The sequence below is a fragment of the Cyanobium sp. HWJ4-Hawea genome (assembly GCF_024345815.1).
Classification (GTDB): Bacteria; Cyanobacteriota; Cyanobacteriia; order PCC-6307; family Cyanobiaceae; genus Cyanobium_A.
In genome coordinates this window covers 13,630-37,570 of the sequence record NZ_JAGQBV010000003.1, presented here as the reverse complement: position 1 = coordinate 37,570, position 23,941 = coordinate 13,630, and the positions used below count along the sequence as shown (strand labels likewise).

The following is a 23,941-nucleotide window of genomic DNA, read 5'->3' as shown; positions in this document are numbered from 1 at the left end:
TGCCCTACGTGACTGATCTGGAAGGCTTCTCCGACTGTGCCGCGCCGAGCTCGCCTTTGCCGAACCAGTCGGCGCCCCGTTCTTCTGCCAGGCAGGCCAGATAGCCCTGGCGGTAGCTCGGGTAGCGGAGTTTGTAACCCAGCCCTTGGCAGAGCAGGCGATTGGAGGCGCGCCGGTTTTCGGCCCAAAAGCTGCGGGCCATGGCACTGAGACTGGGGGCAATCTCCCCAAATCTTTCGGCCCTGGGCAAGGGGCAGTTGAGCAGATGGGCCGCGAAGCCCAGGGTTTCGCTGGAGGGGCAGGGATAGTCGTCGCAGACGTTTATCAGCTTTGGTCGTTCGCTTGCCGTTTGCTTCTGGCAATGCAGCAGGGAGCCAACGATGTCGTCGACATGCACCCGGGAGAAAACCTGCTGGGGCTTGTGAATCAGCCTGCTTTCTCCCGCCAACAAGGCTTTGAAGGGGGAGCGGTGGGGGCCGTAGATAGCTGGTAGGCGAAAAATTTGCACCGGCAGGCCTGATTCCAGCCAACTCTCTTCTGCCTGCTGTCTGGCCCTGCTGCGGCCTTGGGCTGCTGCCACCGGCGTGCTTTCGTCCACCCAGGCTCCCCCGCTGTCTCCGTAGACGCCCGTTGTCGATAGGTAGCCCAGCCAGGCCAGGGGTAGGCGGCGCAGCAGCTCGCCAAGGTGCACCAGGGCAGGATCTTCGCCATTGGCCCTGGGCGGCAGGCTCACCAGCACGTGGGTGGTGCCTGCCAGCTCCTCCAGGGTTGGGATGGCCCCGATTTCCGGGTCAAACACCAGCCAGCGACCTGGGACGCTGGGGGCCTTCGCCTGGCGGCTTGTGAGTAAGGCCCCGTTGCCGAGTTGGCGCCAGGCCCGGGCAAACCGCTGGCCGGTGTAGCCACCGCCAATAACCAGCAACTGGAGAGGGAGGTTGACAGCAGCCTTGGTCATGAGTACATCTGTATTAGTTAGATCTTGTTGCCATGACGGCCTCAGCTTTCACTCCCACCTTTGCCCCGGTTCCTCGCCCTTCAGTTCAGCATCACGCCCGGCGGCAGCGGATCGCTCCGGTGGCTGGGCCGGCCCTGCTGGCGGCGGTTTTGTGCCTGGTGGCGGTGGTGGTGGCGCCGGAGCGCCCCGGTGATCAGGCCGCCATTTGCCAGCGCCACAACGGCGTCGATGCCTGCAAGGTTTGGTGATTGGCCACCGGCTGCAGCTGCGGGGTTTCCTCGGTGGCGGGGCTGGGATTGGCCCACTGCAGCAGGCGCAGGGCTAGGCGCAGGTCCCCATCGGTCCAGGCGCGGATGGCCATGGCCCGCCGGGGGTCATAGAAGCTCTGGCGGCGATACCAGCTGAAGGCATCGGAATCCCCCTTGTGGCCGTTGCAGGCCAGGCAGGCGGGCACACAGTTCTCGGTGACGCTCAGGCCACCCAAGCTCTGGGGGTGCACGTGATCAATCGATTCAGAGCGCTTGCCGCAGTAGATGCAGCTCTGATCGGTGAATTGGTGGAGCGACTGGCGCCATCGTCTGACACGGAGCTTGGGACAGAGATCCTCGAGGAAAACTGCATCCCTGGCCTGCATCAGCGCGACTCGGTTGGCGGCAGTTTGACGCTATTGCCCTGGCTGTCAATGTGTCGAAGACTGCAGTTTCGCGAATGAGCTGTTTGCTGCAGCTGGGGGCAACGGGGCAAATCGAGGTGGTTAGCCCGTTTGATGCGGTAACCCAGGCCCAGCTCCGGGCGATTCGACCCAGGGGGCAGTGGTTAAGCAAGCGTCGCTGCTGGCAATTTCCCCTGGAGGCTTCAGCGGCCCTGCAGCAGGCCTTGGCCGGCCGCTTCCCTTTGGAGCCTGAGCTGGCCCAGTGGCTGGCCTGGATGGAGCAGCCCCTGCCCCCTTTGCCCCCGCACCGGCAACTGGTGGCCGCAGCTGAATTACAGAATCCCTTGCCCGATGGCCGCAGCCTCTTCGCCCACCAGAAGGCCGGGGTGCGCTGGTTGTTGGCCCGGCGGGGGGCAGTGCTGGCCGATGCCATGGGTTTGGGTAAAACCCTCACCGCCCTTGTGGCGGCAAGGGCCCTGGGACGCCTGGCCGACTGTCGAATCATGGTGATTGCCCCGGTGGGGCTGCACGCCCATTGGGGGGCTGAGGCGGTGGCCCTGGGCCTGCATTTGGAGCTGCACAGCTGGGCCAAGCTGCCGGCCGAATTGCCCCCAGCCGGCACGGTATTGATTGCCGATGAGGCCCATTTTGCCCAAAACGGCCAGACCACCCGCAGTCGTGCCCTTTTGCGCCTGGCGCGCCATCCCCGGCTGCGGGCCATTTGGCTGCTTACGGGCACACCGATGAAAAATGGCCGACCCGCCCAGCTTTTTCCCCTGTTGGCCGCCATTGGCCACCCCCTAGCCCGGGATCAGCGCCAATTCGAGGAATTGTTTTGTTTGGGCCATTGGCGTGAGCAGGCTGGTCAGCGGGTCTGGCAGGCCTCGGGCGCCACGCGCTTGGCCGAGCTCCAAAGGCTCACCCGCCCCCTGCTCCTGCATCGCCGCAAGCAGGATTGCCTGGATCTGCCGCCCAAGCTGCGCCGCTGCTGGCCCGTGGAACTGGACTCTGCCGCTGGCCAGGGGTTTGACCACCGTTTGCAGCGCAAGGTGGAGGCCTACCGCCGTCGGGCCGACCGCGGCGAGGTGCGCCGAGATGCGGAAGTTCTGGCAATTTTCACGGCCATGCGCCAAATCGGCTCCGAATACAAATTGGCGGCGGCCAGGGATCTTGTTGCTCCCCTGCTGGAGCAGGGGGAGGCGGTGGTGGTCTTCACCTCCTTTGTGGCCACGGCCCAACTGCTGCACCAGGCCCTGGCCCAGGGGTCCTTGCTCACCGGTGCCGTAGCCCCCGCCGAGCGGCAGCGCCAGGTGGATGGTTTCCAGCGCGGCAGCAGCTCCCTGCTGATTGCCACCTATGGCACCGGTGGCCTGGGTTTCACCTTGCACCGCGCCAGTCACGTGGTGCTGGTCGAGCGGCCCTGGACCCCTGGCGATACGGAGCAGGCGGAAGACCGTTGTCATCGCATCGGCATGGGGCGTGCCCTAACCAGCCATTGGCTCCAGCTCGGTGTGGCCGACCAGCTGGTGGATGGCCTGATTGCCAGTAAAGCCGAGCGGATTTCCCTGTTGCTCAACAGCCAGGAGCGGCTCTTGCAACGGCGCAGCCTGCCGGCGATGGTGCGGCAATTGATGCAGGAGTGGTGATTAGCCCTTGGCTGGGGCTGGGGCTGGGGCTGGGGCTGGGGTTGGGGTTGGCAGGGGCGTGTTGCAAAGCTCCAGCCGCAGCTTCAGTTCGTTCTGCATGGTTATGCCAAGGCTTCCCGCCTTGGCCTGCTTGGCCAGGGCGTTGGCCCGACGAATGTCCTGGCAGGCGGCTCTGTTTTGGCGTGGCTCGATCAGGCTGCGCAGCAGGTAGCGGTCGTTGAGTGGTCCGGGGTTGTTGGGGAATGCCTTGACCACTTCGTCGCAGCGCTTTAGTTGCTCTGCGAGCTGGTCGAAGGTGAGTTGGCGTAGGCAATCATCACTGCGCATTTGCCGCTCGGGCAGGGGCTGTTCGCTGCAGCCCGTCAGCAGCAGGCCCCCCAGCAGCAGGGTTCCCAGGGCCCTGATGGCCAAGGGCGCAACGGCGCGGCTACTTGCGATTGGTAGCGCCGCTGCCGCTGCCAGCCTTGGTTTCGGTTGGGCTCTCGGTCTTGGCTTCGCCCTTAGTAAATAGGTCACCCAGGTAGCGGCCGCAATCGGGGAATTTGGCAGGATTTTGGACGACAGCCTCGGAAATCATCACCGATGCATGTTCCTCCGAGGTTTTGAAGGGACTGTCTTTCTGGCGCTTGACCAGGGCGTAGGCCGCATTCCAGCTCACCTGGTGACTGTTGCCGTTGGCGCGCAAGTAGCAATACATCTGGGCTCCCTTGGCCCCAGGCGTGACCATCACATTGCCTTCCGTGGTTTGCACAGCGCTTTCGCTCACCTGGGCCCTTAGCGCCGCTGGGCTTAGGCCCAGGGCCAGGAGCACGGCTAGCCGGCCCAAGGTGCAACGCAAGGTGCAGCGTTTGAGCAGGGCCATGTCCTTGTGGGGGCTGGTGGAAAGGGTTTCCAACGCTATCGGGCCAATTGGCTTTGCTCAAGGGGTGGATTTGTGTTGTGATCGGCTCCATTGCCACTGCCACCATGGCCCCCGAGTCGGTCTCCTTTCGGATCACCCGCAATGCGGAGGATTTGGCTGAAACCATCCATGCCCTCTCCTATCGCCTCGTCAAACTCGAGCAGCGTTTGGCTGCCCTGGAAATCCAGCTAGATCACCGCAACCAGGAGGAGCCCCCCGATCTGGCCAGCCTCGACAATGTGGAGCGCCTGCTCAACGATTGCCGCAATCTGCTGGAGATCGCCCCCCAGCAGCTGGCTGAGGCCGCCTAAGAAGCTCCGAAGCCCGCGCCGCTATTGGCAGCGGTGCCAGAATGGGGAGAAAGCCTGCCATGGCCTTTCCTCCTTCCCAGCACCGCCCCCAGCAACCCCAGGAGAGTGGCGTATCCGGTGCGAGCCACCGCCCGGGCACTTTTCCGGTTGTCGCGCCCCTAGAGGGTGAGCACAAGCTTGAAAAATTGGAATTTGCCCTGGCCGTCGCCCTCACTCGGGGTGATCTGCAGCGCTCCCAACAACTGCGAACCCAAATTGCTGCCCTGGGAGGCAATCAGGAAGAACCGGGAACCTAGCCCTAACTTTCGATCCATTCCCCCAGCCTCCTTGGCCACGGGGAAAGATGTAGTTGGTTGTTTAGTATGATTATTAGATAGGAACTTTCCTGCCATTTTTGGCGGGAATGCTTCGAAATTCGTGCGTTGATCATCAGCTTTACACGCCCTTTCATTTCGCGCGTAGTTTGACTGTTGCTTTGTCTCGCTTGTTTTTGTTTCGCTAGCCGTTAATGACTGCCGCCATCCTTCAGATTGCCAATCCACAGCCAGCCCAGGCGGGGCAGAGGCACAGCTTGAGTCTTTCGGCTCTGCGATTTGAAGAGCAGGCCAAGCAGGCTGCCGAGCAGGGTGAGATAACTGAATCAGCTAAGGCAATCTTGGCTTGCCTCGATTGCGAGCGCCGCATGGCAGCCTCTGGCCCCCAGGTGCTCCAACTAATCAAGCCACGCGCTTAAAGCGAGGCATTTTTAAACAAGCGGGTGACCGGACTCGAACCGGCGACGTTCAGCTTGGGAAGCTGACATTCTACCACTGAATTACACCCGCATGTCCGCGATCCTAGCGGGCTAGCTCCGTGGCAGCTGCGGCCACCCCGGAGCCGATTGGCGTCTTGGCAAGGCCGAGGGCCTGCACTGTCGCTTCGATGGCGGCCACGGCCGTGAGCACATCGCGGTCGCAAACAAAGCCGAGGTGGCCAATCCTGAACACCTTGCCCTTGAGGTGGTCTTGACCACCGGCCAAAAGGATGTCGAAGCGCTCCTTGACCTGCTTGCGCAGACTTTCCGCATCGATTCCATCGGGAGCCACCGCCGTGATTGCGGGGCTGCCATGGCCTTCGGCGGCATAGAGGGCCATGCCAATGGCCTTCATGCCGGCCTGGGCGGCGCGGCGATGGCGCCCATGGCGGCTAAAAATTGCCTCCAGCCCCTCGTTCTGCATCATCTCGAGGGCTGTCTCGAGGGCGAAGTAGAGATTGATCGGGGGAGTGAAGGGGTTGCTGTTGTCTGCCGCCGCTTTTTTGTACTTACCCAGATCCAAATAAAACTTGGGAAGGTCGGATTTGGCGTGGGCTGCCCAGGCCCGCTCGCCCATGGCCACAAAAGCCAAGCCCGGCGGCATCATGTAGCCCTTCTGGGAGCCGGAACCCACCACGTCCAGGCCCCAGGCGTCCATCGGCACATTGCAGGCGCCCAGGCTGGTGACGCAGTCGGCAATGGTCAGGGCTGTGCCGTGGGCGCGCACATATTTGGCAATGGTTTCAAGGTCGTTGATCACTCCCGTGGAGGTTTCCGAGTGGGTGAGGATCACGGCCTTGATCGCCTTGGCGCCATCTGCATCTGCTTCGAGGGCGGTTCGGAAGGCTTCCGGATCCAGCGGTTGGCCCCACTCAGCCTTAATCACCTGCACGTCAAGGCCATAGGCCTTGGCAACTTTTACCCAGCGCTCCCCAAATTTGCCGTTGTCGCCGCAGAGCACCCTGTCGCCCTTACTGAGCACGTTGATGATTCCGGCTTCCATGGCAGCGGTGCCACTGCCCGCCAGCACCAAAACCGATTCCTTGGTTTGGTGCAGCCATTGGAGCTGCTCCGTGGTGCGTTTGACGATTTTTTGGAAATCGGCGCTGCGGTGACCAATCGGATGGCGGCCCATGGCCATCAGCACGCTTTCCGGCACCGGGGTGGGGCCAGGGATCATCAGGGTGAGCTTGTCCTGCATGAAAATTAGGGGGCGCTCAAAGCACGCCAAGGGCTGGTTATCGACCACCATAAAAAACGACCCTGATTGGTCCGTCTTGGTGCCACCTTCACCCCCCGGTTACACCCTGCCCGTCTGGGTGGCAGCGGCTGCCCGGGCGGCGGTGCTGGCCCTTAGGGGAGAGCCCTTCCTGGCTAGCCAACCATTGCGGCTCGATCCCCTGGCTAGTCAGCAGCCACTGGCCGAGGTGCCGGTGGTTGCGGCGGCTCCCCTTGGTGAAGGCCGGGCCATGGCGGTGGCCCGCTGCGAGCCCGGCGATGGGCTCGACCTCACCCGCGGGCTGGTGATCTGGGTGGAGGTCCGTTGGTTGCCTGAGCTGACGCCCAGCGAGGGCTGGTTGCAGCTGGAGGCGGGCGAAGGGGTGGGGGTGCACTCGCAAACCGGTGAGATTTGTCTTTCTGCTTTTGCCCGTGAACTCTTGGAGGTAAACCTGGGCCCCCTGGTGGAGCCAGGCCAGGCCCTGGCGGTGCGGGTGGTTTTCCCCTCCGGTCGGGCGCTGGCGGAGCGCACCAGCAACGCCGCCTTTGGGGTGGTGGAGGGGCTGGCCCTGATTGGCACCCAGGCGGAGGTGCAGCAAAGCGCCACCCCCGACCAGTTGGAGCGGGTGCTCAAGGAACTGCGCCAGCGGGCGGCCAGGTCAGGCTTTGGCGGGGATCTGGTGGTGGTGATCGGCGAAAATGGCCTCGATCTAGCACCCCAGCTGGGCCTGCCCCAAGAGCTGCTGCTTAAGGCCGGCAACTGGCTGGGCCCTGTGTTGGTGGCCGCAGCCGAAGCTGGGGTGGCCCGCCTGCTGCTGTTTGGCTACCAGGGCAAGTTGATCAAGCTTGCGGGCGGCATTTTCCATACCCACCACCATCTGGCGGATGGGCGGGCCGAGGTGCTCACTGCCCTGGCTGCCCTGGAGGGCGTTGCTGGTGATGCCCTTCACGGCCTTTATCAGGCAGCCACGGTGGAGCAGGGCTTGGCGGAGTTGGCAACCAGTGATCCAGCTATGGCAGAGCGCTTGCGGCGGCGCCTGGCCAGGACCGTGGAAGAGCGTTCCATGGCCTATCTGGCCCGCTATGGCCAGCTCCAGATGGCGGTGGGGGCAATGCTCTTTGATCGCTCCCGGACAATTTGCGGCCAGGGTCCTGTGGGTGAGCGCCTATTTAGGGATTGGGGTGACAGGGATTTGGGTGGAAAGGTTGGGGGCGACACCTAGGCTTGATCGAATGCTTCGGGCCAAGTGCCGCGGATGTCTTCAGTAGCTGTTTTCGATCAAACCTCCCAATCGTCCCGCTATCCGGCGATTGTGATATTGGATTTTGGTTCCCAATATTCCGAATTAATTGCTCGGCGGGTGCGGGAAACGGAGGTGTTCTCCCTGGTAATGGGTTACACCACCACCGCTGAAGAGTTGCGGACCATTGCGCCGAAGGGAATCATTCTCAGTGGCGGCCCAAATTCGGTTTATGAGCCTGATGCTCCGGTTTGCGATCCAGCCATTTGGGATCTGGGTATTCCGGTGCTCGGGGTTTGCTACGGCATGCAGTTGATGGTGCAGCAGCTGGGAGGTTCGGTGGTGGCCGCAGGCCGCGCTGAATATGGCAAGGCACCTTTATTTGTTGACGACCCGATTGATCTGCTCACCAATGTGGAGACCGGATCAACGATGTGGATGAGCCACGGCGATTCCGTCGAGCAGCTACCCCAAGATTTTGTGCGTCTTGCCCATACCGAAAACACACCTGAGGCGGTAGTAGCTAATCCTGGGCGCCGGCTCTATGGGGTCCAGTTCCATCCTGAGGTGGTCCATTCCATTGGCGGCATGGCGATGCTGCGCAACTTCGTGTACCACATCTGTGGTTGTGAGGCTGATTGGACTACCGCCGCATTCATCGAAGAAGCGGTGGCCGATGTGCGAGCCCAGGTGGGTGATAAACGGGTGCTGCTTGCCCTTTCAGGGGGTGTCGATTCCTCTACCCTTGCCTTCCTTCTGCATAGGGCGATTGGCGATCAGCTGACCTGCATGTTTATCGACCAGGGTTTTATGCGTAAGGGCGAGCCTGAGTTTTTGGTGGAGTTTTTTGATAAACGATTCCACATCAATGTGGAATACATCAACGCCCGCGAGCGCTTCATCAACAAGCTCGCCGGCATTACCGATCCAGAGGAAAAACGAAAGTTGATCGGCACCGAATTTATTCGGGTGTTTGAGGAGGAGAGCAAGCGACTTGGGCCCTTTGATTACCTCGCCCAGGGCACCCTTTATCCGGATGTGATTGAGAGTGCCGGTACCGGCATTGACCCCAAAACCGGTGAGCGGGTTGCCGTCAAAATTAAGAGCCACCACAACGTTGGCGGCCTACCTAAGGATCTCCAATTTAAATTGGTGGAGCCCCTGCGGCGCCTGTTCAAGGATGAGGTGCGTAGGGTGGGTCGCAACCTGGGCCTGCCCCAGGAAATTGTCGGTCGCCATCCCTTCCCGGGCCCAGGCCTGGCAATTCGCATCTTGGGCGAAGTTACCGCCGAGAAGCTGAATATCCTGCGGGATGCGGATTTGATCGTGCGTGAGGAAGTGCGAGATGCCGGTCTTTATGACGAAATTTGGCAGGCCTTCGCCGTGCTCCTACCTGTGCGCAGCGTGGGCGTGATGGGTGACAAGCGCACCTATGCCTTCCCGGTGGTGCTGCGCTGTGTTTCCTCCGAAGACGGCATGACCGCTGACTGGTCGCGCCTTCCCTACGACCTGCTTGAGACCATCTCCAACCGGATCGTCAATGAGGTGAAGGGGGTTAACCGGGTTGTGCTCGATATCACCAGCAAACCCCCAGGCACGATTGAGTGGGAGTAGCTCCGGCTAGGCAAGTTCGATACCATCGGCTCCCAGGCCTCCTGTCGTGACTGCCGCCCCCGAGCCCACTAGCTCCCAGCCCAACGAACAGGAGCTGCAACGTCGGCTCCAGCAGGACAGTATTTTGCTGGGCGGCAAGGTTATTTACCTCAATCCTTTCCTGTATTGGCGCCGCTTTGATGCCAATACCGACCGCTGGCTGCGGGAGCCGGGCCAACTCCAGGAAGACCAGATCATCAGTAACCGCAGCCGCTTCTATCCGGAGCTGGATTGGCAGTTACTGGATGATCAGGAGGCGGCCGCCAAGGATGGGGCTGTTGAGATGTTTCTCAAAAGCCTCGAGCTGATCAGCACGTTTAATCCCGAGTTGAGCGCTGGCCACCTGCTCGAGGTGGAGCGCAAGATGGCGGTCACCAAGAAGCGGGCCTTCGAGCGCTGGGTGGTCAGATCACTGAAGAGGCGCGAGAGGGCGGAGGCAAAGATCCGGCGCCGCTTTGACCGTGAACGCAACATGCGGGCCTGGCTGGAGTGGGGAGCCCTGGACGTAACCCGCCAAGCGGTTTTGCCCCTGGCTGGATTGCTGGCCGTGGCGGTGGCCGCAGGCTGGTGGTGGGGCAGTCAGCAGATTTGCAGCCAGAAGATTGTCTATCCAGGGGTGCAACCCGCCCTGCAACGGCCCGCGCCCTAGGGCCCAGAACCATTCGTCAAGGGTCAGACTGCCTATCTCAGTGCCATCAACAGGTCCATGGCCGTAGATCCCCTTGACTCCCTGCGCCTGAAGTTGATGCAGGACGTGCTGCCGGTGGGGCTTGCCATGGCTGGTCGGGCCCGCAAGGGAGGAGCTAAGGATGTGGTGGCTGCCTTCCAAGGTGGTGATGGCAATCCCCTCGAGCAGTTGCGCCAGGAAGGTGAAGTAGCGGCATCCCAGGTACGTGAACAGCTCGATCGGCTAAGTCCGGGCCTGGGCAACCCGGTGATGAAGGTGAGCGTGCGGGATGTGCCGCCGGAGCAAGCCCCTGCCCCCCCTACCGAGCTGCAGGAGCGTCTGCAGCAGATCGGTGAGCGTCTGCAGCTCCTGGAGCAAAGGCTGGGGGCGCCCTAGGCATGCTGCCGGGGCAAGGTACGGTTCGCCGCAGCGGCATGGGTCAGCAGCCCGTTTTGCTGCTGGCCCTGGTGTTGCTTGCCAGTGGCGCGATGGTGGCGCGGCTTGCCTGGTTGCAATTGCTGCAGGGCCCTGCAAACAGGGCCCGTGCCGACGACAACCGGATTCGGCTGATGCCCCGCAATCCGATTCGTGGCCGCATCCTCGATCGCCACGGTCAGGTGCTGGCGACTAGCCGCCTTACCTACAACCTCTATCTCAAGCCCAACCAGCTGGAGCCTGGCCAATGGCCCCAGCTGCGGGATCGCTTGGCGGTGATCCTGGCCATTCCGGCCGCAACCCTGGAGCAGCAGCGCCGCGATGGGGCCAATCCGGAGGGTTTTCGCATTGCCCTGGCGATGGAGCTCAAGCCCGAGCAGGTGTTGAGGTTTAGGGAGCAGGCCGATGCCCTCCAGGGGGCCGAGGTGGATGTGGACGTGCTTCGCAGCTATCCCAATGGGCGACTGGGGGCCCACGTGCTGGGTTACACCAGCGGCATCACCGAGGCGGAATACCAGCAGCTGGAGGGCAAGGGTTACCGCCTTCGCGATCGAATTGGCCGCAGCGGGGTTGAGCGTGCCTATGAGTCGATCTTGAGGGGCCAGTGGGGCGGCCAACAGGTGGAGGTGGATGCGGCCGGCCAGGTGCAGCAAATCCTCGGCGATAAACCGGCCAAACAGGGCCAGGATCTGCGCCTAAGCCTTGATTTACCCCTGCAACGGGCGGCCGAGCGAGCCCTCGATGGCGTGCGCAAGGGGGCAATTGTGGCGATGGACCCCCAAACCGGAGCGATTCGGGCCATTGCCAGTCGACCAACCTTTGATCCCAATGTCTTCGCCGATGGCCCCAGCACCAGCCAGTGGGCCCGGTTAAACGGAGTAGATGCGCCCCTCTTGAATCGAGCTTTTCAGGGTTTCCCTCCAGCCAGCACCTTCAAGTTGGTGACCACCATTGCAGCCTTGGAGTCGGGCAAGTTCACGGCGGATTCCAAGCTGATGACCATGCATTCCTTTTGCTACGCAGGGCTCTGCTACGGCGACCATGGGGCTTTGGGGGTGATTGGCTTTCCCCTGGCCTTGGCGGCCAGCAGCAATACCTTTTTTTATCAAGTGGGCTTGAAGGTGGGCCCGACTGCCCTGTTCGAGGCGGCGAGGCGCCTGGGCTATGGCAGTGCCACGGGTTTGGAATTGCACGACGAGGAAACGCCGGGCCTTTTGGGAGATCCCGCCTGGAAAAAGAAGGCCCTGGGTGAACCCTGGACGCCGGTCGACACGATCACCTCGGCGATTGGCCAGGGGGCCCTGCAGGTGACGCCTATTCAGATGGCCCGGCTCTATGCAGCAGTGGCCAATGGCGGCTGGCTGGTGACTCCGCACCTGGTGGAGCGTCCAACCCAGCGCCGCTGGCTGGGCCTCAAACCGGTCACCCTGCAGGTGTTGCACCAGGGCCTGCGCCAGGTGGTGACCATCGGCACCGGCAAGGTGCTCAACGATCCCAACCTGCCGCCGGTGGCTGGTAAAACCGGTACTGGAGAGGATCCGCCCCGCCCCGACCATGCTTGGTTTGGGGGCTATGCCCCCGCCAACAGCAAGCCCACCTTGGTGATCGTCGCCTTTGGTGAAAATTCCGGCGGCTATGGCGGCACCGTTGCCGCACCGATGGTGCGCGCCCTGATGACCACCTGGTTTAGGGGATACAAGGCCCCGACCAAGCCAATCCAGACTTAGGCAACCAACTGCAGTTCTGGCTTGGCAAGCAAATTGCGGTAGTAGCTCCGCAGTTGATCGGTGGCGCCAGCCCAGCCCCAGCGCTCGGCTTCTTCGCGGGCGTTGAGGCGCAGGGTTTGGTGTTGGGCCGGATCCCCCAGCAGGCGACTGACGGCGGCAATAAGGCTGGCAGCGCCGCCATCACTGCCCTCGGGGTCATAGAGACAGCCGTTCATTCCATCGGTGACGATGTCCGGGATGCCCCCCCGGTTGGCTCCCACCACGGGGCAGCCGGCAGCCATCGCTTCCAGCAGCACCAGGCCGAGGGTTTCGGTGCTGGAGGGGAATAGGAAGGCGTCGCCACTGGCATAGGCGGAGGCCAGCTCTTCGCCGGCCAGGTAACCCACGAAATTGGTGGCGGTGCCGGCAAAGATCTTTTCGAGCTGCTGGCGATAGGGGCCATCCCCTACCAGGGCAAGCCGGGCATCGGGCAGGGCATCGAGCACCGGCTTGATCCGCTCGATTTGCTTTTCGGCCGATAGCCGGCCGATGTAGAGGAGCAGTCTGCCGGTGTCGCTGCGGCCTCCCAGCAGGCGCTCACGCATGGCATCGGAGCGCAGTGCCGGCCGGAACAACTCCGTATCCACGCCCCGCTGCCACAGGGCGGTGTGTTGGATGCCCTTGTCACTGAGCTCGCCCACCATGGCGGTGGAGGTGCAGAGATTGAGACTGGCCTGGTTGTGGGCGGCCTTGAGCAGCTCCCAGAGGAGCGGCTCCAGCATGCCCATGCCGTAGTGCTCCAGGTATTTGGGCAGGTGAGTGTGGTAACTCGCCACCAGGGGATAGCCCTTGGTCTTGGCCAGCCAGATACCGCCCAGGCCGAGCACGGCCGGATTCACCACATGGATTAGGTCGGGATCAAAGCGATCGAGGGCTTCGGCCACGGCGGGCCGCGGCAGGGCAAGTTTTAGTTCTGGATAGAGGGGCAGGGGCATGGCGGGTACGCCCACCACCTGGGCCCCCAGGTAGTTGTCTGGAGCACCTTCGGGACAGAAGATCAGCACCTCATCGCCAGCCGCCACCAGGTGCGGCACCGTTTTGGTCAGGCGGGTGACGATGCCGTCGACCTTGGGCAGGAAGGTCTCAGTAAAAAAGGCGATCTTCAATGGATTCGCCTGAATTAGGGCTTGGCGATGGCCTGGGCCTGGTCCTGGGTCCAGGCCGACACGCAGGGAATCCGGCTGCGGTCGCAGCGGTCGGCCCAGCGCCGTGCCACGTCCACCACTTCGGCCAGAAGGCCGTCATCGAGGGTGGTGGGCTTGAGGCCCAGCTCAATGAAGCAGCGGTTGTCGACGATCAGGTCGTTTTCGACGGCTTCGTTTCGGGGATTAGGCAGGTTGTTGATTTGGGCACCCGTCAGGGCCGCCACCTTTTGGGCTAGTTCGCCCACCTGGTGGCTTTCGGTCATCTGGTTGAAGATCTTCACCCGCTCCCCCTTGGCCGGGGGATTCTCCAGGGCCAGCTCCACGCATTTGACCGAGTCGCGAATGTGGATAAAGGCCCTGGTTTGGCCACCGGTGCCGTGGACCGTGAGGGGATAGCCAATGGCCGCCTGCATCAGGAAGCGGTTGAGCACGGTGCCGTAATCGCCGTCGTAGTCGAAGCGGTTTGTGAGCCGGGGATCCCGCTCAGTGGCCGCGGTGTTGGTGCCCCAGACGATGCCTTGGTGCAGGTCGGTGATGCGGATCCGGTCGTTTTTGTTGTAATAGAGGAAAAGCAGCTGGTCCAGCGTCTTAGTCATGTGATATACGCTGCCTGGGCTGGCCGGATGGAGGATTTCCTCCTCAAAACGGCTGCCGTCAGGTTGGGGCACCTCCACCTTCAGGTAGCCCTCGGGGATCGTGGCGCCGCGGTGGGATCCGTAGCCGTAGACCCCCATGGTGCCGAGGTGCACGATGTGGGTGTCGAGGCCGCTTTCCACGATCGCGGCGAGCAGGTTGTGGGTGCCGTTGACGTTGTTGTCCACGGTGTAGCGCTTGGTGGCGCTGCTCTTCATCGAATAGGGCGCTGCCCGCTGTTCGGCGAAATGGACCACCGCCCCTGGCCGCTCCGTCTGCAGCAGGTCCACCAGCCGGTCGTATTCCTGGGCGATGTCTAGGTGGACAAAGCGCATCGGCTTGCCGCCCACCTCCTCCCAGGCCTTGAGCCGGTCGCCCATGGTGGCGATGGGAGTAAGCGACTCGACCTCCAGGTCGATGTCGATCTTGCGGCGACTGAGGTTGTCGACGATCACCACCTCGTGGCCAGCGTCGGCGAGATTCACAGCACAGGGCCAACCGCAAAAGCCGTCGCCACCGAGAACGAAAACCTTCACTCCAAACTCCAGCGGTACGAGCGGAATGCTCCTCTGCGCAAGTTACTACAGGCGTTCAGCTGATTCCCGCCGCCACTGCCACCAGGGCTGCCACAAACAGGGCCCCACCAATCAGCAGCACTTTGCTGTCGCTGACACTGTTTTCGCCCTCCTCCATCAGCACCATGCGGGGTTCCTTGGCAAAGGCATTGAGGCGTCCGCCGTCTTCTTCGGTGACCTGCATCACATCGATTTGGATTTGCGGGCAAACCTATGGAGCCCAGCGGGATTGGCCCATCCAGCTGGCATGGAACTTCACGGATTGTTGAACATTGGCGCTGCCGATTTTTGCTGTGGCTTCCCGCCGATTCAGCTGCCGATCCTGCCGCCGGTGGGCGAACTGGGGCTGGCCTCGGCCCGTATCGGCAGTCGGCCGGCCTGGAAAGCGCTACGACCGGCCACGGCGGCCATGGCCATGGCCCTTGCCATGGCTGGGGGATCACCTGCCAGGGCAATCGCGCTGTTGATCAGCAGGGCGTCAGCCCCCATTTCCATGGCCTGGGCCGCTTCGCTGGGCACGCCAATGCCCGCATCAACCACCACGGGCACCGTGGCGTTTTCGATGATTAGGGCAATGTTGGCGGCATTGCGGATCCCCTGGCCAGAGCCGATCGGCGAGCCCAGGGGCATCACCGTGGCGCAACCTGCCTCTTCTAGGTGCTTGGCCAGCAAGGGATCGGCATTGATGTAGGGCAGCACCGTGAAGCCCTCCTTCACCAGTTGCTCGGCCGCCTTGAGGGTGCCAATCGGATCAGGCAGCAGATATTTGCCGTCGGGAATCACCTCCAGCTTCACGAAGCTGTTGTCTTCTTGGCCGGCCAGCTTGGCCAGTTCGCGCCCCAGCCTTGCCACCCGGATTGCTTCCTCTGCGGTGGCGCAACCAGCAGTGTTGGGCAACATCCAAATTTTTGACCAGTCGATGGCTTCGATTAGGCCCTCGTGGCCTGCGGCCAGGCTTTGCACCCGCCTTACTGCCACCGTGACGATCTCGCAGTTGCTGCTGGCTAGGGAGGCCTGCATGGCGGCCAGGCTGGGGTACTTGCCAGTGCCGGTCATCAGGCGGCTACGAAAGCAGCGGCCGCCAATCCACAGGGGATCTTGGCAGCTGCCCCCAGCCAGGGCTGACTCCCCAGGGTTTGCTTCGCCGAAGTTGTTTGCGGACAGGGGTGTTTCTGACACGGGTAAACCGGTCGTTGAGGCTCAGTCCGACTAGCCTCCCATCCAATAGACCCTCCAATGTCGTGCCCGTCCCCTTGCCTCCAGCCCCAGTAGAGGTGGCGCAGTTGCCCGGTGGGGCGTTTGTGCCCTTCCAGCAGCCCACTGGGGCAGCCGCCAGGTTCGACTCCGCCACCGATACCGAGCTCGGGCCGGTGCAGATGTTTGACCCTGGAGCCCGGGCCCAGGCGATAGCCAAGGAAATGCCCCGGCGCTGGAGCGGCACCTATCAGGCCTTTGGGGGCAGTGCCCCGGTGCCGGTGCTTCTCAATTTTGAGTCTGTCAATGCCGTTGGCGCCATGGTGGTTTTGCGCGGCAGCATGACCATTGCCGGCCAAGCCACTCCGGTCCAGGGCAATCTCAACGCCCAATCCGACCAGCTGGATCTGCTGCCCTTGGCGGGCAAACTCGGCGGGGGCTTGAACGCAGGCGGTTCCTTCCAGGGTCTGCAGGGCATCGCCCTCAGTGGTTGGAACGCCGATCGCCTCACCGACATGGGAGGCAAGTTGGCCCTGGCACCCCAGGGCTCCAGCAAAGCTGTGCCAATCCGCCCGCTCTGGAAGCCTGGCCAGAAGTAGGCGGTTTTTTGGTTTGCTCCTAGTTCGTTTTTAGTTCGCCTATTTGCCAGTTCCCAGTTGCCTTTCGAGCAATTTGAGACGCTTGCTGGCCGTCTTATTGCCGCCGTCTAGGGCCAATACCCTTTCGTAGGTGGCCTTTGCCTCCTCCTGTTTGAGCTGTTTTTCCAGGGCAAATGCCAGGTTGTTGAGGGCCACCGGGTAGTCCGGCTTGGCCTCGAGGGCGAGCCGGTAGTGGCGAATGGCAGTTTTGTAGTTGGTCTGGGCTGCGAGGGAAAAGCCCAGGGCGTTTTGGATTAGGGCCCTGGCCTCAGCGGGTTCCTTTGCCGCTTCAGCCCGTTTTTGGGCCAGTTTCAGGTTCTCAGCGGCCTGGCCGTAGAGCCGCTTACGCAGTTGTACGGAGGCCAGTTCGTAGAGGGTTGCTGCATCCGAAGGCTTGCCCTCGCCACTGTTTTCCAACTTGGCGAGGGTTAGCTCATCGCCCCGCACGCGCCAAATCTGGCGGGCCACCACTACGGCGGCGGCCCCCAGCAGCACGACAAGACCAATTAGGTAGGCCTGGGGAAGGAGGGCGTCCAAGGGGGCCTACGAAGGGGTTAACTCAGTTTTTAGCGGCACCAACCACACTGGTGAAGCTGGCGGGATCGACCACAGCTAGCTGGGCCAGCATCTTGCGGTTGATGCGAACGTCCACCTTCTTGAGGCCACCCATCAAACGGCTGTAGCTCAAGCCGTTTAGGCGAGCTGCGGCGTTGATCCGGGCAATCCAGAGACGACGGAAATCACGCTTGCGGCGGCGGCGATCGCGGTAGGCGTTACAGAGCGCCTTCATCACCCGCTGGTTGGCGGTGCGGAAGAGAGAGCCGTTACCACCCCGAAAACCTCGGGCTAGGCGAAGGATTTTGTTACGGCGTTTACGGGCGACGTTGCCCCTCTTTACGCGAGCCATAGCTAGAAATTTCTGTGGTTATGAAAGTGGCTGGTCAGCCTGGTGGGACCTAGGCGTAGGGGAGCATGGCGCTCACATTGTCCGCATCGCGCTCATCAACAACGGCCATGGTGCCCAGGTAGCGCTTGCGCTTGGGGCTCTTGTGGTCGAGCAGGTGGCTGCGGAACGCCCGACGACGCATGAATTTGCCAGTGCCGGTCGCCTTGAACCGCTTGGCGGCTGCTTTGCGGGTCTTGAGCTTCGGCATGTCTCCTGGCGCGTGCGCAAACAAGCAGAGTACGACGCGGGCGTGCTTTTCACCAATACCCCCACCGCTTCCAATGGCTGAGGCCTCGATGCGATTCCCCAAATCGCTTGCTTGGAGTGCTCTTTGGGCAGCCTGGGGCCTATTCACCGGCGGTTGCCGTGCCGAGGTGCAAGGGTTCCAGCCCCCCCAGCAGCCCGGCGCCGCCCTGCATTGGCCAGTGGCCGCCCCCGAGCCGCTTGCCAAGCGGGATCCCCGACTTTGGCTGGCCCTGGCTGCCCACCTGCATCCGCCTGAACCGCTGGTCCTGCGCAGCGCCAAGGGGTCAATCAGCCTGATCAGTGCTTCGGGCCAGCGGCTCAGCGCCCCCGAATTGATCTTTCGCTGGCAGCAACAGCCCCTGCGCCAACCCCTCGAACTGCGGCGCCAGGTTTGGGGACCCTTCGCCAGCTACGAGAGTGCCCAGGCGGCCTCTGAGCGCTGGCAGCGCCTGGGGGTGAGCACCAAGATTGCCCATCCGGCGGATTGGGAGGTCTGGGCCCAGGCCAATGGGCCGCTGCCGGACACCCGGCCAGGGGATCCCCCCCTGCGGCTCTGGCAGCAAAAGCTGGGCCAGCGCTCGGTGCTTGTGGTGCGCGGACCCGCCCCTGGCTTCAGCACCCCCCAGACGCTGGTTTTGGATGCGCCCGCCCGCATAGAGGCTCCGGGGGGCCTGCGCTGGCAGGGCGGGGTCTATGCCGGGCCGTTTCGGCTCCAAAGCGACGCGACCGACCGTTGGACCCTGGTGGAGCAGGTACCCCTAGAGCGCTATTTGCTTGGGGTTGTGCCCTTTGAAATTGGTGCGGGTGCCCCGGTGGCCGCCCTCCAGGCCCAGGCCGTCTTGGCGCGCACCTGGGCGGTGCGCAACCAGCAGCGTTTTGAGGTGGATGGCTACCACCTTTGCGCCGATACCCAGTGCCAGGTCTATGGGGATCCCAGGGCGGCCAATGCATCTGTGGCCAAAGCGATTGCAGCGACTGCAGGCCAGGTGCTCAGCTGGCAGGGAAAACCGATCCACGCCGTCTATCACGCAACCAATGGCGGAGTTGCTGCCGCTTTTGAGGAGGGCTGGGGTGGCGGGCCCCTGCCCTATCTCAAGCCGGCATTAGATGCTTCCTTGGGCCTCCAAAAACAGTTCCCCTTGCCGCTCCAGAGCGGCGCCCTCGAAAGGTGGCTGGCCCCTGGATCCAGCAGCCCGGGGGCCCAGGCCTATGGCGCCGACCATCCCCGCTATCGCTGGAGTCGTCTGATTGAGGCCAAGCACCTGGAGGTGCTGGAGCGGGGTCCCAGTGGCCGGGTGCTTGTCCTGAGGATTGAGGGCCCCAAGGGTGTGGAGCTGCTGCGCCTCGACGCCATCCGCCGCCGGCTTAAAATCTTGCCCAGCACCCTGTTTGTGGTGCAGCCCGCGGGTCCAGGTCGCTGGCAATTAGAAGGTGGTGGCTTTGGCCATGGCGCGGGCCTATCCCAGGCTGGGGCCATTGATTTGGCGGCCCGGGGCTGGAGTTTGCAGCGGATCCTTGAGCATTACTTCCCTGGGGCCAGCTTGCGGCCGTTGGGTTCGCTTTAGAGTTTGCTCAATTCTTGGAAGTCCATGGCTGCGGGCGGCAGTACTACCGAAACCGCCCACCAGCCACGTCGCGGCAAGTCAGTGCTGTTTGTGGTCAGTTGTGGTTGGGCTGGCATGGCCCCCCATTGGTTGCATACGCCCTTCAACCTGATCCCTGCCATTGCCTTGGCCGTGCTGTTGGGGGGCTACAGCATGCGCACGGTGCTGTCGTCCGTGATGAGGAGCAGGTCTGGGCAATCTGCCCAGCCAGGTGATGGAGGCCAGCCAGCCATGGCGGCAGATTTATTCGCCTTTGATTGGCCAGCGGTGGATGTGGTGGTTGCGGCCCGGGATGAGGAAGCCGTAATCGGCCGGCTTGTGGAGCGCATTGCCCAGTTGAGCTATCCGACCGACCTGATCAAACTTTGGGTAGTCGATGACGGCAGCACCGACCGCACCCCGGAGCGGTTGGGCGAGCTACAGCTGCGCTTTCCCCTGTTGCAGGTGTTGCGGCGCAGCCCGGATGCCGGTGGCGGCAAATCCGGAGCCCTCAATGAGGTGCTGAAGCAGCTGCAGGCCCGCTGGATGTTGGTGCTCGATGCCGATGCCGATCTGCAGGCCGACACCCTGGAGCGGTTGATCCCTTTCGCCGAGACCGGTGCCTGGGCGGCTGTGCAATTGCGTAAGGCCGAGGTCAATGCCTCGGTAAATTGGCTCACCAGGCTCCAAGCGATGGAGATGGCCCTGGATGCGGTGATTCAGGAGGGCCGCCTTGCCACTGCTGGTGTGGCCGAACTGCGGGGCAACGGGCAGCTGTTGCGCCGTGATGCCATTGATCTTTGCGGCGGCTTCAACGAGGCCACGGTGACCGACGACCTCGACCTCAGCTTCCGTTTGTTGGTCAACCAGCAGCCGATAGGCGTGCTTTGGGATCCACCGGTGCAGGAGGAGGCGGTCCTGAGCTGGAAAGCCCTGTGGCGCCAGCGCCAGCGCTGGGCAGAGGGGGGGCTGCAGCGCTTTTTCGACTACGGCCCCCAGCTGCTTTCGGATCGACTCACGGGAGCCCAAAAGCTTGATTTGGCTTGCTTTTTTCTGCTCCAGTACGCCCTGCCCATGGTGGCGATTGCGGATTTGCTTGGGGCAATGATCACGGCCACGCTGCCCTTGATTTGGCCCCTCTCTTTTGTGGCCTTTGGCCTTTCTGGGGCTTCGATTGCGGTGGGTTGCCGCCGCCCCAGTGAGGGGCCTCCCCTACCTGCCATTAACCCCATCTCCTTGGCCCTTGGCATCGCCTACCTGGGTCATTGGTTTGTGGTCATCCCCTGGACGAGCCTGCGCATGGCCCTGCTGCCGAAGCGGCTTGTATGGGCAAAAACCATGCACCTGGGTGAGGTGGGCGAGGAGCTGCCGGCCTGATTTTGGGCCTGAGTTTTTGGCCTTGGCTTAGGCGGCGTCGATTTCAGCCGGTTCGTCTGGCCCTTCCAAGCCCCCATCCAGCTCAATCACTTCGCCGTTGAAGAAATCCGCCAGGCGCTTGGCTTTTTCATCGAGGGGTGCTTGCTGACGGGTTTCCAGGGGACAGGCTTCCAGGGGAGCTGGGGCCTGCTGCATGGGCGCCGGGTTGGTTGTCGCAGTGGTGGTGGGCCCTGGGCGGGGAACCACCGGCACTGGTGCTGGGATTGCCTGGACGGCCGCCCGGGCCACTGGCGCCGCTGGGATTACCGGTAGAGCTGGTGCTGATGGTTGGGCTTGGGGAACTTCGCCGCCACTTTCCAGCGTCAACTGGCGGGGGTTGCCGAGGGCCTGGGTCATGGCCTTTTCCAGCAGGGGCAGCCGGCTTTGGACCATGGCCATCCAATTGCCCGCCACGCTGACCACGGCCCGTTTGCCATCCAGCCGCACCAACTGGGCTTGCTGGGATAGCAGCATTCGGGTCGAGGGCAGCTCCAGCCCCGCCAACACCTGCTGCCAGAGCTCCGGCAGGTTGGCGGTGTTGGGTTCAAGTGTGCCCACTTCAGGCGGGCTTTCCCCAGGTGGACTCTGCCCAGCAATTGGGGCTGGGGGAGTTGCGGGGGCGGTGGGAGCGGCAGGGGCAGCTGCAGGGGTAGTAGCAGCGGTGGGTGTCGTTGGTGCGGTCTGGGCGAGCGGGGTTTGGTGGGGTGCTTGGGGAGCCTGGGGGGCAACTTTTGCCGGCATGGCCGGGGCGGCTACCTGGGCTTCTGCCAGCAGACCCAGCAGCAGCACCTCCAGCCAAAGCCTGGGGTTGACGCTGTGGCGCAGTTGTTGCTCGCTGCCCTTGAGCTGGGCCTGCCAGTGGAGCAACTTGGCCTTGCCAATGCGGCGGGCCAGTTCGGGCAGTTCGCTGCGGAATTGGGGTGAAACGCTCGTCAACTCGAGCCGATCTGGGGCCGTGCCAGCCAGCACCAAATCCCTCAACAGGCTGGCCAGCCCCTGGAGCACAGCCCCGGGTTCACGGCCCCTTTCCAGCAGTTCTCGGCTGGCCTCCAGCAGGGTCAGGGGTTCGCTGGCGGCCATGGCACTGGCGAGATTCAGCAATTCCTGCTCCGGCACCACCCCCAGCAGTTCCCAAACCGCCGCCGCCTCAATCGGGCTAGGCAGGAGGCTCAGCTGGTCGAGCAGGCTTTCGGCGTCGCGCAGCCCCCCTTGGGCCCGCTGGGCCACCACGTAAAGGGCTTCGGCCGTGATGCCGATCTGTTCCTGTTCGGCGATCCAGCCGAGGTGCTGCTCGAGGGCCGCCATGGGGATCCGGCGGAAATCAAAGCGCTGGCAGCGACTCAGGATCGTGGGCAGCACCCGCTGGGGGTCGGTGGTGGCCAGCACAAAGACCACCCGCGGCGGCGGTTCCTCAAGGGTTTTGAGCAGGGCGTTGAAGGCTGCGGTCGAGAGCATGTGGCACTCGTCGATCACATACACCTTCCAGCGGGCCTGAACCGGCGCAAAGCGGGAGCGCTCGATCAGTTCGCGGATGTTGTCGACGCCGGTGTTGGAGGCGGCATCAATTTCGATCACATCCAGGGCCTGGCCCGACGCAATCGATTTGCAGAGTTCGCAGCTGCCGCAGGGCTCAGGCGTGGGGCCGTCTGCACCGATGCAGTTCAGGGAGCGGGCCAGAATTCTGGCGCTGGAGGTCTTGCCGGTGCCCCGGGGACCACTGAACAGGTAGGCCGGAGCAATTCGGTTTTGGCGCAGGGCATTGCCCAGGGTGGCCGCAATCGCCTCCTGGCCCACCAGCTGGTCAAAACGCTGGGGCCGGTATTTGTGGTGGAGCGGCTGGTATGCCGTAGGACGCACCGGAACTGAACCCGCAGGCTACCGGCGATTAGGCCGATTCTTGCCGCTCCAGTTCCAGGGAGCTGGGGTGGGTCAACACCTGGGCCTTGCTGCGTTGGTCCACCAGATCTCGGGTGATGGTGAAGCTCTTGACGTCCTTGCGGGATGGCAGGTCGTACATCAAATCGAGCATCAGCTCCTCCACGATGCCGCGCAGGGCCCGGGCGCCGGTTTTGCGCCGATGGGCCTCGATGGCGATGGCCTCAATGGCGCCAGTTTCAAATTCCAGGCGCACGTTGTCCATGCTCAGCAGGGTCTGGAACTGCTTGACCAGGGCATCGCGGGGTTCGGTGAGAATCGATTCCAGGGCCTGGGTGTCGAGGGGTTCCAGCACCGCACTGACCGGCAGGCGACCAATGAACTCGGGGATCAGGCCGTAGCGCACCAGATCGTCGGGCTCCAGGTGGCGCAACACCTCGGCGGCGTGTTTGTTCTTGGCGCTGCGGGGCCTGCTGCTGCCATTGGCGCTGATGAAGCCGATCGAGTTGCGGCCCATCCGTTTTTGCACCAGGTCCTCGAGGCCCACAAAGGCACCGCCACAGATGAACAAAATCTGGCTGGTGTCGATCTGGATGCAGTCCTGGTAGGGGTGCTTGCGGCCGCCCTGGGGAGGCACATTGGCCACGGTGCCTTCCAGCATCTTCAGCAGGGCCTGCTGGACCCCTTCCCCTGAAACATCACGGGTGATGGATGGGTTTTCGCTCTTGCGGGCGATCTTGTCGATTTCGTCGATGTAGATGATTCCCCGCTGGGCTTGCTCCACATCCATGTCGGCCTTTTGGAGCAGGCGCAGCAGGATGTTTTCCACGTCTTCGCCCACGTAACCCGCTTCCGTGAGGGTGGTGGCATCGGCCACCGCGAAGGGCACGTCGAGCATTTCGGCCAGGGTTTGGGCCAGCAGGGTTTTGCCGCAGCCCGTCGGACCGATCAACAGGATGTTGGACTTGTGCAGCCGGGTCGCCGTTTGGTCGGTTTCCCCCTTGCCATCCCCCTGCCAGGCCAGGCGTTTGTAGTGGTTATAGACCGCAACGGAGAGGCTTTTCTTGGCCTCCTCCTGACCTACCACCTGGCGGTCAAGGAAGGCCTTAATAGCTTGGGGTTTGGGCACTTCGGCCAGGGTTGGAGCCGGCTTGGAAACTTTCTTGGTGGGGGCCTTGCTGCGGCCCTGTTCCGCCTGGGTGCGGCCGCTGGAGCCGGTGTTTGCTTGGCCGTCTACCAACTCCTCATCCAGGATCTCGTTGCAGAGATCGATGCATTCATCGCAGATATAAACCCCAGGGCCCGCAATCAATTTGCGCACCTGTTCCTGCGATTTGCCGCAGAACGAGCATTTCAGGTGGGCGTCAAATTTGGCCATCGGCGGGGGCTGCGGGGCAGGTGAGCCAGGAGATCAGGATCGTTGTGATCAGGATCGACCCAAACCTGGGGTTC

General features: G+C 63.0%; 27 protein-coding genes and 1 tRNA gene. 13 read left to right on the top strand and 15 right to left on the bottom strand.

Features of this window, described 5'->3' with window-relative positions; translation table 11 throughout:
• Nucleotides 1-4: 4 nt before the first annotated feature.
• Nucleotides 5-955 carry an SDR family oxidoreductase gene (locus tag KBY58_RS01415; protein WP_255002447.1) on the bottom strand — a complete coding sequence of 317 codons (951 nt, stop codon included), beginning with the start codon at nucleotides 953-955 and terminating at the stop codon, nucleotides 5-7.
• A gap of 32 nt (nucleotides 956-987) precedes the next feature.
• Between KBY58_RS01415 and KBY58_RS01410 the strand changes: the two genes are divergently transcribed.
• Nucleotides 988-1,203, top strand: coding sequence for a serine protease inhibitor (locus tag KBY58_RS01410; protein ID WP_255002446.1), 216 nt, complete (start codon nucleotides 988-990; stop codon nucleotides 1,201-1,203).
• On the opposite strand, the gene KBY58_RS01405 is transcribed toward KBY58_RS01410, so the two are convergent.
• Nucleotides 1,149-1,589 (bottom strand): HNH endonuclease, encoded by a 441-nt coding sequence (locus KBY58_RS01405; RefSeq protein ID WP_255002445.1) that lies wholly within the window; start codon nucleotides 1,587-1,589, stop codon nucleotides 1,149-1,151. The two genes, KBY58_RS01410 and KBY58_RS01405, sit on opposite strands and share 55 nt — an antisense overlap.
• A gap of 74 nt (nucleotides 1,590-1,663) precedes the next feature.
• Here KBY58_RS01405 and KBY58_RS01400 point away from each other — a divergent pair, with 74 nt between their 5' ends.
• Nucleotides 1,664-3,253: a DEAD/DEAH box helicase gene (locus KBY58_RS01400; RefSeq protein WP_255002443.1), complete on the top strand. Its 1,590-nt coding sequence runs from the start codon at nucleotides 1,664-1,666 to the stop codon at nucleotides 3,251-3,253.
• Here the strand turns inward: KBY58_RS01400 and KBY58_RS01395 are convergent, their stop codons facing one another.
• Together KBY58_RS01395 and KBY58_RS01390 are read right to left on the bottom strand one after the other, a co-directional pair.
• The gene (locus KBY58_RS01395; protein ID WP_255002440.1) at nucleotides 3,254-3,664 is read right to left on the bottom strand and encodes a hypothetical protein; all 411 of its coding nucleotides are present in this window, start codon (nucleotides 3,662-3,664) and stop codon (nucleotides 3,254-3,256) included.
• Nucleotides 3,665-3,680: 16 nt separating this feature from the next.
• The gene (locus KBY58_RS01390; RefSeq protein WP_255002438.1) at nucleotides 3,681-4,148 is read right to left on the bottom strand and encodes a YgdI/YgdR family lipoprotein; all 468 of its coding nucleotides are present in this window, start codon (nucleotides 4,146-4,148) and stop codon (nucleotides 3,681-3,683) included.
• A gap of 44 nt (nucleotides 4,149-4,192) precedes the next feature.
• Here KBY58_RS01390 and KBY58_RS01385 point away from each other — a divergent pair, with 44 nt between their 5' ends.
• The 3 genes from KBY58_RS01385 (at nucleotide 4,193) to KBY58_RS01375 (ending at nucleotide 5,198) form a co-directional block, all read left to right on the top strand.
• The gene (locus KBY58_RS01385) at nucleotides 4,193-4,465 is read left to right on the top strand and encodes a hypothetical protein (protein ID WP_315858011.1); all 273 of its coding nucleotides are present in this window, start codon (nucleotides 4,193-4,195) and stop codon (nucleotides 4,463-4,465) included.
• Between the two features lie 59 nt (nucleotides 4,466-4,524).
• On the top strand, nucleotides 4,525-4,761 hold the full coding sequence (locus KBY58_RS01380; protein ID WP_254934333.1) for a hypothetical protein: 237 nt from the start codon (nucleotides 4,525-4,527) through the stop codon (nucleotides 4,759-4,761).
• A gap of 275 nt (nucleotides 4,762-5,036) precedes the next feature.
• Nucleotides 5,037-5,198: a hypothetical protein gene (locus KBY58_RS01375; protein WP_255002437.1), complete on the top strand. Its 162-nt coding sequence runs from the start codon at nucleotides 5,037-5,039 to the stop codon at nucleotides 5,196-5,198.
• Between the two features lie 19 nt (nucleotides 5,199-5,217).
• Here KBY58_RS01375 and KBY58_RS01370 read toward each other — a convergent pair.
• Both KBY58_RS01370 and KBY58_RS01365 read right to left on the bottom strand, forming a co-directional pair.
• Nucleotides 5,218-5,289, bottom strand: a tRNA-Gly gene (locus tag KBY58_RS01370).
• A 12-nt stretch (nucleotides 5,290-5,301) separates the two neighbouring features.
• Complete coding sequence (locus KBY58_RS01365; RefSeq protein ID WP_255002530.1) at nucleotides 5,302-6,459, bottom strand: pyridoxal-phosphate-dependent aminotransferase family protein; 1,158 nt, start codon at nucleotides 6,457-6,459, stop codon at nucleotides 5,302-5,304.
• Nucleotides 6,460-6,538: 79 nt separating this feature from the next.
• Between KBY58_RS01365 and cbiD the strand changes: the two genes are divergently transcribed.
• From cbiD to mrdA, 5 genes are read left to right on the top strand one after another with little or no spacing between them, the layout of a single operon-like run.
• Nucleotides 6,539-7,699: a cobalt-precorrin-5B (C(1))-methyltransferase CbiD gene (gene cbiD / locus KBY58_RS01360; protein ID WP_409995698.1), complete on the top strand. Its 1,161-nt coding sequence runs from the start codon at nucleotides 6,539-6,541 to the stop codon at nucleotides 7,697-7,699.
• A 33-nt stretch (nucleotides 7,700-7,732) separates the two neighbouring features.
• Nucleotides 7,733-9,331: a glutamine-hydrolyzing GMP synthase gene (guaA, locus tag KBY58_RS01355; protein ID WP_255002434.1), complete on the top strand. Its 1,599-nt coding sequence runs from the start codon at nucleotides 7,733-7,735 to the stop codon at nucleotides 9,329-9,331.
• A gap of 46 nt (nucleotides 9,332-9,377) precedes the next feature.
• Nucleotides 9,378-10,019, top strand: a complete 642-nt coding sequence (locus KBY58_RS01350) for a hypothetical protein (RefSeq protein ID WP_255002433.1) — start codon at nucleotides 9,378-9,380, stop codon at nucleotides 10,017-10,019.
• Nucleotides 10,020-10,076: 57 nt separating this feature from the next.
• The gene (locus KBY58_RS01345) at nucleotides 10,077-10,433 is read left to right on the top strand and encodes a hypothetical protein (protein WP_254934338.1); all 357 of its coding nucleotides are present in this window, start codon (nucleotides 10,077-10,079) and stop codon (nucleotides 10,431-10,433) included.
• A gap of 2 nt (nucleotides 10,434-10,435) precedes the next feature.
• A complete protein-coding gene (mrdA, locus tag KBY58_RS01340; protein WP_255002432.1) occupies nucleotides 10,436-12,199 on the top strand; it encodes a penicillin-binding protein 2 in 1,764 nt (587 codons plus the stop codon).
• Here the strand turns inward: mrdA and KBY58_RS01335 are convergent.
• From KBY58_RS01335 to KBY58_RS01320, 4 genes are all read right to left on the bottom strand, one after another.
• Nucleotides 12,196-13,344, bottom strand: coding sequence for a glycosyltransferase family 4 protein (locus KBY58_RS01335; protein ID WP_255002431.1), 1,149 nt, complete (start codon nucleotides 13,342-13,344; stop codon nucleotides 12,196-12,198). The two genes, mrdA and KBY58_RS01335, sit on opposite strands and share 4 nt — an antisense overlap.
• Before the next feature lie 14 nt (nucleotides 13,345-13,358).
• Entirely contained in the window at nucleotides 13,359-14,552 is a 1,194-nt protein-coding gene (locus KBY58_RS01330) for an NAD-dependent epimerase/dehydratase family protein (protein ID WP_254934341.1), read from the bottom strand.
• A 55-nt stretch (nucleotides 14,553-14,607) separates the two neighbouring features.
• Nucleotides 14,608-14,775: a photosystem II assembly protein Psb34 gene (gene psb34, locus KBY58_RS01325; protein ID WP_254934342.1), complete on the bottom strand. Its 168-nt coding sequence runs from the start codon at nucleotides 14,773-14,775 to the stop codon at nucleotides 14,608-14,610.
• 125 nt (nucleotides 14,776-14,900) lie between these two features.
• On the bottom strand, nucleotides 14,901-15,710 hold the full coding sequence (locus KBY58_RS01320; RefSeq protein ID WP_315858012.1) for a thiazole synthase: 810 nt from the start codon (nucleotides 15,708-15,710) through the stop codon (nucleotides 14,901-14,903).
• Nucleotides 15,711-15,832: 122 nt separating this feature from the next.
• On the opposite strand from KBY58_RS01320, the gene KBY58_RS01315 reads away from it, so the two are divergent.
• On the top strand, nucleotides 15,833-16,384 hold the full coding sequence (locus KBY58_RS01315) for a hypothetical protein (protein WP_254934343.1): 552 nt from the start codon (nucleotides 15,833-15,835) through the stop codon (nucleotides 16,382-16,384).
• Between the two features lie 39 nt (nucleotides 16,385-16,423).
• Here KBY58_RS01315 and KBY58_RS01310 read toward each other — a convergent pair whose 3' ends face one another.
• The 3 genes from KBY58_RS01310 to rpmI are packed head-to-tail and all read right to left on the bottom strand — an operon-like array spanning nucleotide 16,424 to nucleotide 17,577.
• Complete coding sequence (locus KBY58_RS01310) at nucleotides 16,424-16,960, bottom strand: hypothetical protein (protein WP_255002430.1); 537 nt, start codon at nucleotides 16,958-16,960, stop codon at nucleotides 16,424-16,426.
• Between the two features lie 22 nt (nucleotides 16,961-16,982).
• On the bottom strand, nucleotides 16,983-17,330 hold the full coding sequence (gene rplT, locus KBY58_RS01305; protein ID WP_254934345.1) for a 50S ribosomal protein L20: 348 nt from the start codon (nucleotides 17,328-17,330) through the stop codon (nucleotides 16,983-16,985).
• A gap of 49 nt (nucleotides 17,331-17,379) precedes the next feature.
• Nucleotides 17,380-17,577 (bottom strand): 50S ribosomal protein L35, encoded by a 198-nt coding sequence (rpmI, locus tag KBY58_RS01300; RefSeq protein ID WP_254934641.1) that lies wholly within the window; start codon nucleotides 17,575-17,577, stop codon nucleotides 17,380-17,382.
• Between the two features lie 166 nt (nucleotides 17,578-17,743).
• Between rpmI and KBY58_RS01295 the strand changes: the two genes are divergently transcribed.
• Together KBY58_RS01295 and KBY58_RS01290 are read left to right on the top strand one after the other, a co-directional pair.
• On the top strand, nucleotides 17,744-19,180 hold the full coding sequence (locus KBY58_RS01295; RefSeq protein WP_315858010.1) for a SpoIID/LytB domain-containing protein: 1,437 nt from the start codon (nucleotides 17,744-17,746) through the stop codon (nucleotides 19,178-19,180).
• Nucleotides 19,181-19,204: 24 nt separating this feature from the next.
• Nucleotides 19,205-20,575 carry a glycosyltransferase gene (locus tag KBY58_RS01290; protein ID WP_255002429.1) on the top strand — a complete coding sequence of 457 codons (1,371 nt, stop codon included), beginning with the start codon at nucleotides 19,205-19,207 and terminating at the stop codon, nucleotides 20,573-20,575.
• Nucleotides 20,576-20,602: 27 nt separating this feature from the next.
• Here KBY58_RS01290 and KBY58_RS01285 read toward each other — a convergent pair whose 3' ends face one another.
• Nucleotides 20,603-22,471: a DNA polymerase III subunit gamma/tau gene (locus KBY58_RS01285; RefSeq protein ID WP_255002428.1), complete on the bottom strand. Its 1,869-nt coding sequence runs from the start codon at nucleotides 22,469-22,471 to the stop codon at nucleotides 20,603-20,605.
• A 28-nt stretch (nucleotides 22,472-22,499) separates the two neighbouring features.
• Complete coding sequence (gene clpX / locus KBY58_RS01280; protein ID WP_255002427.1) at nucleotides 22,500-23,867, bottom strand: ATP-dependent protease ATP-binding subunit ClpX; 1,368 nt, start codon at nucleotides 23,865-23,867, stop codon at nucleotides 22,500-22,502.
• Between the last annotated feature and the right edge of the window lie 74 nt (nucleotides 23,868-23,941).

Excerpts from the sequence above, each read along its gene's own strand:
- KBY58_RS01415 (WP_255002447.1), bottom strand. The coding sequence starts at position 955 with ATGACCAAGGCTGCTGTCAACCTCCCTCTCCAGTTGCTGGTTATTGGC.
- KBY58_RS01365 (WP_255002530.1), bottom strand. The coding sequence starts at position 6,459 with ATGCAGGACAAGCTCACCCTGATGATCCCTGGCCCCACCCCGGTGCCG.
- KBY58_RS01405 (WP_255002445.1), bottom strand. The coding sequence starts at position 1,589 with ATGCAGGCCAGGGATGCAGTTTTCCTCGAGGATCTCTGTCCCAAGCTC.
- psb34 (WP_254934342.1), bottom strand. The coding sequence starts at position 14,775 with ATGCAGGTCACCGAAGAAGACGGCGGACGCCTCAATGCCTTTGCCAAG.
- KBY58_RS01410 (WP_255002446.1), top strand. The coding sequence starts at position 988 with ATGACGGCCTCAGCTTTCACTCCCACCTTTGCCCCGGTTCCTCGCCCT.
- KBY58_RS01290 (WP_255002429.1), top strand. The coding sequence starts at position 19,205 with ATGGCTGCGGGCGGCAGTACTACCGAAACCGCCCACCAGCCACGTCGC.
- clpX (WP_255002427.1), bottom strand. The coding sequence starts at position 23,867 with ATGGCCAAATTTGACGCCCACCTGAAATGCTCGTTCTGCGGCAAATCG.
- KBY58_RS01380 (WP_254934333.1), top strand. The coding sequence starts at position 4,525 with ATGGCCTTTCCTCCTTCCCAGCACCGCCCCCAGCAACCCCAGGAGAGT.
- rpmI (WP_254934641.1), bottom strand. The coding sequence starts at position 17,577 with ATGCCGAAGCTCAAGACCCGCAAAGCAGCCGCCAAGCGGTTCAAGGCG.
- KBY58_RS01400 (WP_255002443.1), top strand. The coding sequence starts at position 1,664 with ATGAGCTGTTTGCTGCAGCTGGGGGCAACGGGGCAAATCGAGGTGGTT.
- guaA (WP_255002434.1), top strand. The coding sequence starts at position 7,733 with ATGTCTTCAGTAGCTGTTTTCGATCAAACCTCCCAATCGTCCCGCTAT.
- KBY58_RS01345 (WP_254934338.1), top strand. The coding sequence starts at position 10,077 with ATGGCCGTAGATCCCCTTGACTCCCTGCGCCTGAAGTTGATGCAGGAC.
- mrdA (WP_255002432.1), top strand. The coding sequence starts at position 10,436 with ATGCTGCCGGGGCAAGGTACGGTTCGCCGCAGCGGCATGGGTCAGCAG.
- rplT (WP_254934345.1), bottom strand. The coding sequence starts at position 17,330 with ATGGCTCGCGTAAAGAGGGGCAACGTCGCCCGTAAACGCCGTAACAAA.